The organism is Aromatoleum sp. (assembly GCF_036675785.1).
In the GTDB taxonomy this organism is placed as follows: domain Bacteria; phylum Pseudomonadota; class Gammaproteobacteria; order Burkholderiales; family Rhodocyclaceae; genus Aromatoleum.
The window spans coordinates 42,703-55,025 of the sequence record NZ_JAKFEF010000059.1 but is presented as its reverse complement, the minus strand read 5'-3'; the positions used below and the strand labels follow the sequence as shown (position 1 = coordinate 55,025).

The window sequence follows — 12,323 nt, the reverse complement described above, 5'->3', positions numbered from 1 at the left end:
GAGCTTGTTGTCGCGGCCCTCGACGCGCGTCGCGAGGTTGTAGCGCACGGTGTTGTCCCAGCGCACCTGCAGATCCGGGTTGCCGGTGTCGAACTCGAACGCCAGCGCATCCCCGGCCATCGCAACCGTCGCCGCGGCGACGGCGAGCGCCGTGCGCTTGCGCAACAATCCGGAACCCTGTCTCCTACTGCCCATCTCTTCTGCCTCTCGTCGTGTTTGTGTTGTTCGTTGTTCCGGCGTCGATCACCGGATGAGGCGTATTGTCCGGACCCTCGCCGCGGCCCTCCCCCCAGCAACGGGGGGTAGGAGGGGGAGGCGCCCCCTCCCCCTTCGCACCGACGTCCCCGCACAGAAGCCCTCTCGCCGGCCCGATCGACCCGACCCCATCGCGCCCGGGGCCGCGGCCACGCAGACGATCCGTCCGGCGACCGGAATGTCTTTGGCTACCCGCATCTGCGCCCCCTACACTGAAACTCAGAGTTGCCGACATCGAGGCCGCACCATGAAGCCAGAGGGAGAATCTGCCCGGTCGAGCCGTCCGGATCCGGTGGCACGGCGCGAGCGCGAGCGGCGCGACGCACCCGAGGTCGAACGCGCGATGCGGGCGCACCGCACGCTGAGCGCCGGCAACCGCACGCTGCTGCGCGCAACCGGCGAGGGCGAGCTGCTTCGGGAAATGTGTCGGGTGATCGTCGAGGTCGGCGGCTACCGCGTCGCTTCGGTCGGCTATGCCGAGCATGGCGAGGACAAGGGCATCCGCGTGATGGCCTGCGTGGGCATGGATGCCGGGGTGCTCGAAGCGCTTCCCCTGACGTGGGCCGAGAGCGACAGCGCGACCGGCCAGTGGGCGGTTTCGATGGCGATCCGCAGCGGCAAGGCGTCGATCGGTCGGCATCTCCTGACGGAGGGGACCTACACGTCGGTCCGCGACCGGGCGCTCGCGGCCGGTTATGCGGCGGCGAGCGCGTTCCCGCTGCGCGTCGATGACGACGTGATCGGCGCGCTATGCATCCTCGCGAGCGAGCCGGACGCATTCGACGAAGCCGAGGCCGACCTGCTCGGCGAGCTCGCCGACGACCTCTCGTATGGCATCTCGAACCTGCGCATGCGCGCCCAGCACCGCGAAGCCGAGCGGACGATTGCCCGGATGGCGTTCTATGACCGGCTGACGGGACTGCCCAATCGCGTCTCGCTGTGCGAGCGGCTCGGCGACGCGCTGCACGATGCGAGACCGCAGCATCGGTCGCTCGCGCTGCTGGTCGTCAAGCTGGGGCAGTTCCAGGAGATCAACGAGACGCTCGGCTACAAGGAGACCGACCGCTTCCTGCAGGTCGTCGCCGCGCACCTGACCCCGCTCGTTCGCGAGCCGCAGATGGCCGCGCGCGTCGCCGACGACGAGTTCGCTATCCTGCTGCCCGACACGTCGGCCGAACATGCGACGCGGTTCGCGCACCAGTTGCTCGACGTGCTGCGCGAGCCGGTCGAGCTGCTCGAGTTCGCGGTCGATGCGCGGGCCTGCATCGGCATCGCGCTCTTCCCCGGCCACGGCGCGGAGCCCGACGCGCTGCTGCGCCGCGCGAGCGCCGCCGCCGCGCAGGCGAAGCAGTCGGCGGCCGGCTACACGCTCTATTCGGGCAACCCCGACCGCGAGTTCTCGCGTCGCCTCTCGCTGATGGGCGAGCTGCGCGGCGCGATCGCGAAGAACGAGCTGCGCCTGTACTGCCAACCGAAAGTGGATTTCGAGTCGCGCCGAATCTGCGGCGCCGAAGCGCTCGTGCGCTGGGAGCATCCGCGCTACGGGATGTTATCGACCGGCGAATTCATCAAGACCGCAGAACACGGCGGGCTGATCACGCCGCTCACGCACTGGGTGCTCGAAGCCGCGTTCCGGCAGAGCTACGCGTGGGAGGAGACCGGCACCCGCCTGCCGCTGTCGGTGAACCTCTCCGCGTACGACCTGCGCGACCCGCGGCTCCTCGACCGCATCAAGGGGCTGTTCGCGACCTGGGGCATCCCGCCCGAGCTGATCCAGTTCGAGCTCACCGAAAGCGTGCTGATGCAGGAGCCCGAAGGCGCGGTCGAGACGCTGACGCGGCTGAAGGCGCTTGGCGTCGAGCTCTTCGTCGACGACTTCGGCACCGGCTATTCGAGCCTCGCCTACCTGCAGAAGCTGCCGGTCGATTCGCTGAAGATCGACCAGTCCTTCGTCTTGAACATGCTCGCCAACGAGGACTCCGCGATCATCGTTCAATCGACGATCGACCTCGGCCACAACCTCGGCCTCGAAGTCGTCGCCGAAGGCGTCGAGACCGAGGCGGTGTGGCAGCGCCTCGCGACGCTCGGCTGCGACACCGCGCAGGGCTACTTCATCAGCAAGCCGATTCCGGCGAATGCCTTCGGCGAGTGGGAGCAGCAGTCGGCATGGCATCCGCAGGGCTGAGACCCTGACTCACTCCGGAGCAGGCTGCGCCGCGACCTCGCCCGCGGCATCGAAGTCCGCTGCCTCCGATCAGGCCGACCGCTCCCGCAGCACCTTCTTGTTGATCTTGCCGACGCTGGTTTTCGGGATCTCGTCGACGAACACGACGTGGCTTGCGTCGGGCACCGCGTACTTACTGATGCGGTTCGACTCGACCTGGGCCATCAGCCTGCCGCGGATCGCCTCGACCTCGACGCTCGCGCCAGGCTTGCAGACGACGAAGGCCTTCGGCCGCTCGCCCCACTTCTCGTCGCGCACGCCGACGACGGCGGACTCCTGCACGCCCGGCACCTCGGCGATCAGGCTCTCGACCTCGATCGACGACACCCACTCGCCGCCGGTCTTGATGACGTCCTTGATGCGATCGACGATCTGCACAAAACCGTCCGGCCGCACGACCGCGACGTCCTGCGTGTGCAGATAGCCGCCCTCCCACAGCTCCTCGGACGCCTCCGGTTTCTTGAAATAGCCCTGCGTCAAAAACGGCGCGCGCAGCACGATCTCGCCCTGGCTCGTGCCGTCGCGCGTCACGTCGTTCATGTCGGCATCGACGACGCGGAAATCGACCATCGGCACCGGCCGCCCCGTCATGCAGCGCAGGCGCACCTCCTCGTCGAGGTCGTCGGTCGCGTCAGCCGACGAAAGCTGCGCGAGCGCGACGACCGGACCGGTCTCCGACATGCCGTAGCCGGCGAACACGTCGATCCCCCGCTCCACCGCCGCCCGGCACAGCACCGGCGACAGCGCCGAGCCGCCGATGATCACCTTCCAGTCGGACAGATCCATATCCGCCCCGACCGGCGACTGCAGCAGCATCTGCAGGATCGTCGGCACGCAGTGCGAGAACGTCACCTTCTCGTCGCGCTTCAATTTCAGCAGCAGGTCCGGCACGTAGCGTCCCGGCAGCACCGTCTTCAGCCCGAGCAGCACCGCGATGTAGGGAACGCCCCACGCGAGCACGTGGAACATCGGCGTGATCGGCATATACACGTCCTCGCGGTGCAGCCGCTGCCCGTCGCGCTGCGCCGACAACGCCATTGCCGTGGAAAGCGCGTGGAGCACGATCTGGCGATGGCTGTAGAACACGCCCTTCGGGTCGCCGGTCGTGCCGGTCGTGTAGAACGTCGCCGCCTTCGTGTTCTCGTCGAAATCCTGGAACTCGAAATCCGCCGACGCCTCGCCGACCAGCGCCTCGTACTCGCCGTCGAACGACAGCGTCGACGCCGGCACCGCCTGCCCGTCCGCCATCACGACGATGCGCCGCACAGTCTTCAGCTCCGGCTTCAACTGCTCCAGCACCGGCACGAAGTCCGCATGCACCAGCACGACCTCGGCCTCCGCGTCGTTCAGCGTGTAGGCGATCTGCTGCGGCGACAGGCGCACGTTCACCGTGAACATGGTCGCGCCCATCATCGGGATCGCGAAATAGCTCTCGAGATAGCGATGGCTGTCCCAGTCCATCACCGCCACCGTCGAGCCATGCCGCACGCCGAGCGACGCCAGCGCCGACGCGAGCTTGCCGATGCGCTGGCGGAATTCGCGGTATGTGAAGCGCTGCTCGCCGCGATAGGTGATCTGCTGGTCGGGGTGGAGGGCGACCGAGTTGAGGAGGAGCTGCTTGACGAGCAGGGGGTAGGTGTAGGCCGAGGGGGTGGGAGTGATGGTGTTGGCGGGCATGGGGGAGTCTCCATCTTGGTTGTTTCGCTACGGGTGCAACGGGCGAAGCCGGGTCGTCAAGGGCGAGGACCGTTCGTGACGGACGGAGACTAGCCAGAGCGATCGCGGAAGTTCCCCCCTGTTTCGAGGGGGGAGCGGGTCAGCAAGCACAAGGCTGAAGATCGGCGATGAATGACCGCAAATCGCCTCGCCGACACTGCCGACCCGTAAGGCGATATTCGCGTTCGTTTGTCAGGTACTTGGCTGAACGGCGGCTCTCTCGGAAAAAGCTTAGCTTCAGAATTCGCGTACTCCCGACGGCGAGATTTTGGCCTAGAACGATACGTGAGCATCACGACACAATCGACGGTTCCGGCCCCCGAAGCACAGTCGGAAACCAACGAGCTGCCGTCCGGCTCGTTATCGACACAGGTGAAGCTCACCGCAGGCTTCAGAGCCGAGCCGCAAGCAGAGGAACCATATGCCGCGTGACACGAGCGGGATCGGTGGCGAAGCGCCGACGCGCTTGGAGGTCCGACTTCTTGGTGCAGTCGAGATCATCCTCGATGGCCGCCGTCTTCGCGCCTTCGACTCGCTTCGCCTCCAACGGTTTCTGGCATTGATCGCGGCACGGAGAGGCCCCCACCACCGCTCCCGACTCGCGCTCGAGCTCTGGCCCGACTCCAACGAAGCTCAGGCGCGCACCAACCTCAGAAAGCTGCTCCACGACTTCCGCCATTTCCTCCCCGACGTCGCCGAGTTCGTCGAGATCGACCACGAAGCCGTGCGGTGGATTTCGACCGGGCCGAGCCAAGTGGACGTGCTGAGGTTCCGCGACGCAGTCGCGTCCGGCGATTTCGAGCTCGCCACGCGCCTCTATTCGGGCGATCTCCTTCCCGCCTGTTACGACGACTGGGTCCTGGACGAGCGAGCCAGACTTCGTGCCGAGGCGCATCGGGCCCTCGTGCGGCTGACGGAAGAGGCCGCGAACCGCAGCGATCACGAAGCCGCAATCAGGCATGCCCAGCGCATCCTCGAGCTGGAGCCGACCGACGAAGCGGCCGTTCGAATGCAGATGGAAGCCCACCTCGCGCTTGGCGACCGGGCCGCGGCGCTACGAGCCTACCACCGCCATGCGCAGGCACTCGAACGCGAGCTCGGGGTGGCCCCGGGCGAGGCGATCGGGGCTCTGTACCGTGAGCTCCAGGCCGGCCCGGTCAGCCGCGACGAAGGACACGGCAAGGGCTTCGCACCCGTCGCCGAATCGCCTTTCGTCGGCCGCGAGCTCGAATGGAGCCAGCTCACCGCGGCATGGAACACCGCGCGGGGAGGCGGTGCCCATCTCGTGCTGGTGACCGGCGAACCGGGGGTCGGAAAATCTCGACTCGCGCTGGAACTCGGCCGCCGCGTTCGGGCAGAGGGATACCCGGTGGCATCTGCGCGTGCCTACGAGGCTGCGGGCAGGCTGGCCTGGGGTCCCGTCGTGGACCTGCTCCGATCGGATGCCCTCCGACGCTATATCGACACGCTCGACGCGGTCTGGCGGGCGGAGCTCGCTCGTCTCCTGCCCGAACTCCGCGACGCTTCCCGGCCACCCGGACCGAGCCGGTCGGGCGACCCGGCTCAGCGCCATCGCTTGTTCGACGCGGTGAGCCGGGCAATCGTCGCCGGCGACCGCCCCCGCTTGCTGATCATCGACGATCTTCAGTGGTGTGACGCCGAGACCATTGAGTTGATCGGTTTCGTGGTCCGTGCCGAACGGACCGCACCGATCCTCATCCTCGGCACCGTCCGCTGGGAGGAGATCCCGCCGCATCATCCCATCGCCGGACTCGTCGACGCCCTGGGCCACGACCGGGCCGTGACCACCGTGGCACTCGACCGCCTCGACGAAGCCACCACGGCTACGCTCGCTGCCCGGCTGCGCGGCGAAGACACGCTCGACCCGAAGCTGGCGGCACGACTCTGGCGGGAGACCGAGGGTAATCCGCTCTTCGTCATCGAAGCGCTTCGCGCCGGGCTCTCGTCTGATGGAAGTCAGGCCGTGCTCACCCCGACGATGCGGGCGGTGCTGAACGCCCGACTGGGTCAACTGACCGACGGCGCGCAGCGACTCGCCGAGGTGGCAGCCGTCATCGGTCGGCCCTTCTCGATCGGTCTGCTGGCCGCGACCACCGGGACCGGCGAGCGCGAGCTCGTCGATGACGTCGACGAACTCTGGCGGCGACGGATCATCCGCGATCAGGGATTCACGTACGATTTCAGTCACGACAAGCTTCGGGCTGTCGCGCTGGAGATGGTCAGCCCGGCGCGTCGACGCGAACTCCACCGGGCCGTCGCCGAGGCGATCACGGTCGAGTTCCACGCCGACATCGATGCCGCCAGCCCGCTACTCGCCGCACACTACGACCAGGCCGGAATGATCGAGGCGGCCATCGACGCCTACCGCGTGGCGGGGACGCGAGCGGTGGCGGTGTCGGCCCTCGAAGAAGCGGTCACCCAGTTTCGGCGCGCGCTCGCACTGCTCGCCGACCTGCCACCATCAGCAGACCGCGATGCGCTCGAACTCGAGTTCCGGATCGCCCTCGGATCCCCGCTCGTTGCCCTCGACGGTTACGGCGCCAAGGCTGTGCACCAACTCTACGAGCGAGCCCTTTCGCTTTGCCGCAAGCTTCACCGATCCGTGGCCCCGCCGATCCTCCGCGGCCTCGGCCTCGCCCGGCTACAGGGCTGCCGCTTCGACGATTGCGATGAACTCGCCCGCGCCCTCGTCGAGCATGAGAGCCACGACCCGATCGCGCGGACGGAAGGCCGCTATCTCCTCGGTGTGAGCGCGTTCTGGCGGGGCGACCTCGCCACGGCCCGCCACCATCTCGATAGCGCGCTCGAAGCCTATGATGTCACCCGTCGCGGCGAGCATCTGAGCTTGTACGCCCAGGACCCCAAAGCGGTCTGCCTCGTGCGGCTCGCGTGGGTCGCGTTGTGGGCCGGCGATGCCGGCCGGGCCGACGAGATCGCCCGATCTGCGCTCGCGATCGCCGCCGAGCTCGATCATCTGATGACTTTGGGGTACGTGACCACCTACGCGGCGATCGTGGCGGCCGAATCCGAAGACCTCGCCCGCCTCGCCGAGCTCCTCGGGGATGCCAACCGTCTATGGAAGCGCTTTTCGGACCGCTACCTGACGGTCGTGCTGGAAGCCCTGCGAGGCTGGCTGGACGTGTGCGAGGGATCGGTCGCCGGCATCGACAAGATCCTGCGCTCGGTCGCGCGCTCGCGCACTGAAGGCGAGACCCTGCATCTCACCTACACCCTACTTCTCCTCGCCCGGGCGCGCGGCATGCTCGGCGAGTTCCGCGAGGGACGTGCCGCAACACGCGAGGGGCTTGCGTGGTCACACCGCTGCAACCAACGCTATCTCGAGGCCGAGCTGTGGCGCGTCGACGGCGAGCTCGCGTATCGCAGCGGGGACACCGAAACCGCCGCCGCTTCGCTGCGCCATGCCGTCGACACCGCCCGCGCGGATGGCGCGGGCTGGCTGCAGCTTCGGGCGCTGCACGCCTTCGCCAGTCGATTTCCCGACGCAACCCTGCGTGAGGAACTTCGGGAGCTCGTCGAGTCCCTTCCATCTGGCAATGACCTCCCGGCGTTCCGGGCAACAGCAGACTTGCTGCGCAGGTCCGGCTAAGGAGGGAACGCTTTCGTAACGCCCGAGGGCGCATCCTTCGCGCATGGCCAAACCCAAGCGGAGGAACACGCCATGAGCGACACAATCAAGGCATTGACCGAAACGGTGCGCGGCCGCGTCATCACCCCGTCGGATTCCGGCTACGACGACGCTCGCGCTGTCTACAACGCCATGCACGACTGCAGACCCCGCGCGGTCATCCAGTGCGTGGATTCGGCCGACGTGATGGCCGTGGTTGCCGCCGGCCGAGACGCCGGCCTCGACCTGGCCATTCGCGGCGGGGGTCACAGCGTGCCCGGCTTCGGCACGGTCGATGACGGCCTGGTCATCGATCTGTCGAGGATGAAATACGTGCGGGTCGACCCGGTCAAGAAGGTTGCCCGCGTCGGGGGCGGCGCGACCTGGGGCGATGTCGACCATGCGACCTATCCCTTCGGCCTGGCCGCGCCAGGCGGAATCATCTCGACGACCGGGGTCGGCGGCCTCACGCTGGGCGGCGGCATCGGTTACCTGACCCGCGGCGTCGGGCTCTCCATCGACAACCTGCTGTCGGCCGACGTTGTGCTCGCCGATGGCCGGCAGGTCACCGCGAGCGACTACCAGAACGAGGACTTGTTCTGGGCCCTGCGCGGCGGCGGCGGCAACTTCGGCGTCGTCACGGGCTTCGAGTTTCAGCTCCACGAGGTCGGCGACATCGTGGGCGGCCCGCTGTTCTACGAGTTCGACGATGCCGCGGCGGTCCTGCAGTGCTACCGCGAATTCATTGCGACCGCGCCCGAGCAGCTCGGCTGCTTCTTCGGCTGGCAGATCGCCCCGCCGCTGCCGTTCATCCCGGCCGACCGGGTCGGGGATCTGTTTTGTGTTCTCGTCACGTGCTGGAACGGTCCCCACGACGAAGCCGAGCGAGTACTGAAGCCCCTGCGCGGCGCGGCCGAAGTGAAGGCCGAGCAGGTCGACGTCATGCCCTTCCCGGCCCTGCAAAGCGCCTTCGACGGGCTCGTCCCGAAGGGCATGCAGCACTACTGGAAAGCGGACTTCATCGCCGAGCTCACCGACGCGGCGATCGCCGCCCACATCGCGCATGGTAGGAAGACGCCGACGATCAGCTCGAGCATGCATCTGCATCCGATCAACGGTGCGGCACAACGGGTCGGGGCCAACGAAACCGCGTTCGGCCACCGCGACAAGAGCTTTGCCCCGGTGATCGTGGGAATCTGGTCGGACCCGGCCGACAACGCGGCCAACATCAAGTGGGTGAAGGACTACTACGCCGCGATTCATCTCCACTCGGGCAGCGAGGGGGGCTACGTCAACTTCATGTCCGGCGACGACGATTACCGTGCGCCCGCCAACTATGGCGCCAACTACGCGCGGCTCGCGGCAGTGAAGGCGACCTATGACCCGGACAACCTCTTCCACATCAACCAGAACATCGCTCCGGCGAAAGGGGGCTGAGATGGCACGAAGCGGGACTGGTCCGCTTAGCTACGGAGTTCGCCGGCGGCGCATGGATCGTGGACCGCCATGCCGATGACGAGCGAGTGCTGGATGAGCCGCCCCGCAACGTTCCGGCATTCAGCGCAACGTAACCGCAACCTAGGTCTGATCCCCCTGTCACCAAGAGTGGCGATCACTCTCCCCCTTCCAACAACCCCAACAACTGCGCCCTCCTCACCACATGCTTCCTGTTCGCCGCATCCAGCTTCGCGAACAGGTTCTTCAGGTGCCATTTGACGGTCTCCTCGCCGACGCCCATCGCCTGGGCGACCTCCTTGTTCGAGAGGTTGCGTGCGAGGAACTCCAGCACCTCCCGCTCTTTCGGCGTGAGGACGGTGCTCGGGACGGCGCGCGGGGTGGCGGCGCCCGGCGCGGGCGGGGGGGCGGCCGGGCGCAGGACGCGAGAGACGGCGATGCTGCGGGCGGGGTCCGGGTGGCCGGGAGCGTCGGCCGACTGGTTGCGGGCCCAGTCGGCGAGCGCGGGGTGGGCGTCGACGAAGACGCGGACGAGACCGTAGGTGTGCGCGAGGTCCATCGCTTCGCGCAGCAAGTCCCGGCCGTGCTCGGCGTTGCGGTCGAGGACGTAGGCGCGCAGCGCCATCGTCTCGATGCCGACGCGGCCGAGCTTCATCGCATCGGCGAGTGGCGCGGCGCGTTCGAGCGCGGCGCGCGCGGCCTTCCAGTCCTGCGCGGCGATCGCGGCGTTGGCGTGCACCATCGCGCGCGGCAACTCGACCATCCGGCGCCATAGCGGGCCGCGCCCCGCTTCCTCGCGCGTGACGATCTCGTCGATGCGTTGCGCGAGCACGCGGCAGGTCTCGGAGCGGAAGCGGCCGGCATGCATCCGCGCCTGCTCGGCGAGGCTGACGACGCACAGGCGCGGCATGTGGCGGGCGGCGCCGATCGCGAAGAGCGTCTCAAGTAAATCGAGCGCGCGATGCTCGACGCCCTGCGCGGCGGCGACGCGCGCCGCCGTGCGGTAGGCAACCAGCGCCGTGTCGGGCGTGCCGGCGCGTTCGAGCACGTCGAGGCGGTTTGCGAGCAGCGCCGCCGCCTCGTCGACGCGGTCGCTCTCGTAGCACGCCGCGGCGAGCAGCGCGGCGAGCATGCAGGAGAGCGGATGGCGGCGGCCGAGCGACTCGTCGGCGCTCGCGAGCTCAGGCCGCAGCACGTCCTTGGCGAGCCGCGTCTGCCCTTCCCACAGGTAGCTCAAGCCGGTGATGAATTCGCTCCAGCGCGCCGAATAGGCGTGGGCGCGCCCGGCGTCCTTGCGGCCGAGCTGCTGCAGCTGCCGCCGCGCGAGCGCCGGGTCACCGCGCAGGATCGCGAGCGCCGCGAGGCGGTTCGCGTGCATCCGCAGCAGATGCGGCTCCTGTAGCCGGGGCGCGTCGGCCCATGGCGCAAACAGCGCGACGAAGCGGTCCGGCTCGTCGGCGTAATAGGCCGCGCCGCAGCCGATAAGCGCACACTCGTAGCGCAGCTCGTCGTCGATCGCCGGGTCTTCCAGGATGCGCGCGACGAGGCGCTCGGCCTCCCCGTGGCGTTCGCTCAGCGCCAGCACCCACGCCACCGTGAGCCGCAGTCGCGGCCGGCGGGCGAGCTCGTCCTCGGGCACGAGCTCGGCCCATTCGAGCACGGTGCCGGTGTGCCCCTGCATCGCCGCGTCGTAGAGGCACTGCTCGGCGAGCCCGTAGGCGACTTCGCGCTGCCCGGCCGCGAGCGCGTGACGCGCCGCCTCTTCGAGCATGCCGCGCTGCTCGAACCACCGCATCGCGGAAAGATGCAGCCCGGCCTGGTCGGCGGGGGGCAGCGCGGCGAGCCGCAGCCGCAGCGCGTCGCGCACGAGCGTGTGCAGGCGGCACCACTCGCGGTCGTCGCCAACGACGAAGATGGGCGTGTCGCGGATCAGCCGCGCGAGGCGCTCGCCCGCGTCCTCGGCTCCGCTGAGTGCGGCGCAGAGTGCGGGGTGCAGCAGGTCGACGGTGGCGACGCGCGTGAGGAACTCGGCGTCCTCGGGCGTGAGGTCGGCGAGCAGGCGCCCGACTAACTGTTCCTGCGGGTTGCCCGCGCTCGGCGACATCGCGTCGACGATCGCCCGCGGCTCCCCGCCGCGTTCGAGCGCGGAGAGCGCGACCTGCACGCCAAGCGGCCAGCCTTCGACCATCTCGTGGAGCCGCGCGACGGTGTCGGCGTCGACCTTCGTGCCGAAGCGGGGGCGCACGATGTCGAGCGTCTCGTCGAGCCGGAAGCGCAGCAGCTCGGCGTCGGCGACCGCGCCGTTGCCGTAAGTGCAGAGGTCGGCCATCTCTTCGTCGAGGCCGCTGCGCGTCGCGACGACGAGACGCAGGTTCGGCGGCGCGTTGTGCAGCACGTAAGCGAGCAGGCCGAGCGACGCGACAGGCAGGCGCTCGGCCTCGTCGACCATCAGCACGAGATCGAGCGAAGTCTGCGCGACCTCGGCGAGCCACGCGGTGACGCCTTCGAGCTCGCCGACCGACACGCCCGCGCCTTCGACCAGCGTGCGGCCGAACGCCGGGCGCCCGCAGCCGGCGCGCACCGCTTGGACGAGGCATTGGACGAAGCGCTGCGGGTCGGCCCGCTCGTCGGCGGAGAGCCACGCGACCGCCGCGCCGCCGGCGAGGAGTTCGCGGCGCCATTGCGCGAGCAGCGAAGTCTTGCCGAAGCCCGACGGCGCCCGGACGACGATCACCTGGCGGTCGCGGAAACGCTCCTCGTCGAGCCCGAGTCGCGGGCGCGCGAGCAGATGCCGCGGCGCGCGCGGCGGGGTAGTCATCAGCACGAGTTCCGGCATCGCCGACGCGGCCGTTGCAGAAGTCATGAAGGTCCCGACCGGTTCTGGATTCGAATTGGATTCGTTCTGCATTGGACGGCGACGGCGGGGATACGTGCCCTGCCCCGCGCGGTCCGGCGTTTCGCGCGCATGCCGACGGCGCCGCACCTGCCGGTCATTATAGGCGCGGACCGCAGCGCCCCACCCTCCCC

Annotated in this window: 6 protein-coding genes; 3 read left to right on the top strand and 3 right to left on the bottom strand. The window is 68.8% G+C overall.

Annotated elements, in window-relative coordinates; genetic code table 11:
* Positions 1–195, bottom strand: a 195-nt coding sequence (locus V6M37_RS12295) for a DUF1302 family protein (protein WP_332673675.1), incomplete at its 3' end; no start/stop codon positions are given.
* A 307-nt stretch (positions 196–502) separates the two neighbouring features.
* Between V6M37_RS12295 and V6M37_RS12290 the strand changes: the two genes are divergently transcribed.
* A complete protein-coding gene (locus V6M37_RS12290) occupies positions 503–2,440 on the top strand; it encodes a putative bifunctional diguanylate cyclase/phosphodiesterase (protein ID WP_332673673.1) in 1,938 nt (645 codons plus the stop codon).
* A gap of 69 nt (positions 2,441–2,509) precedes the next feature.
* On the opposite strand, the gene V6M37_RS12285 is transcribed toward V6M37_RS12290, so the two are convergent.
* Positions 2,510–4,156: a fatty acid--CoA ligase gene (locus tag V6M37_RS12285; protein ID WP_332673672.1), complete on the bottom strand. Its 1,647-nt coding sequence runs from the start codon at positions 4,154–4,156 to the stop codon at positions 2,510–2,512.
* Between the two features lie 460 nt (positions 4,157–4,616).
* On the opposite strand from V6M37_RS12285, the gene V6M37_RS12280 reads away from it, so the two are divergent.
* Both V6M37_RS12280 and V6M37_RS12275 read left to right on the top strand, forming a co-directional pair.
* Positions 4,617–7,823, top strand: a complete 3,207-nt coding sequence (locus V6M37_RS12280) for an ATP-binding protein (RefSeq protein ID WP_332673670.1) — start codon at positions 4,617–4,619, stop codon at positions 7,821–7,823.
* Between the two features lie 105 nt (positions 7,824–7,928).
* Complete coding sequence (locus V6M37_RS12275) at positions 7,929–9,278, top strand: FAD-binding oxidoreductase (RefSeq protein WP_332673667.1); 1,350 nt, start codon at positions 7,929–7,931, stop codon at positions 9,276–9,278.
* A 175-nt stretch (positions 9,279–9,453) separates the two neighbouring features.
* On the opposite strand, the gene V6M37_RS12270 is transcribed toward V6M37_RS12275, so the two are convergent.
* Positions 9,454–12,159, bottom strand: coding sequence for a LuxR C-terminal-related transcriptional regulator (locus V6M37_RS12270; protein ID WP_332673665.1), 2,706 nt, complete (start codon positions 12,157–12,159; stop codon positions 9,454–9,456).
* Positions 12,160–12,323: the final 164 nt, after the last annotated feature.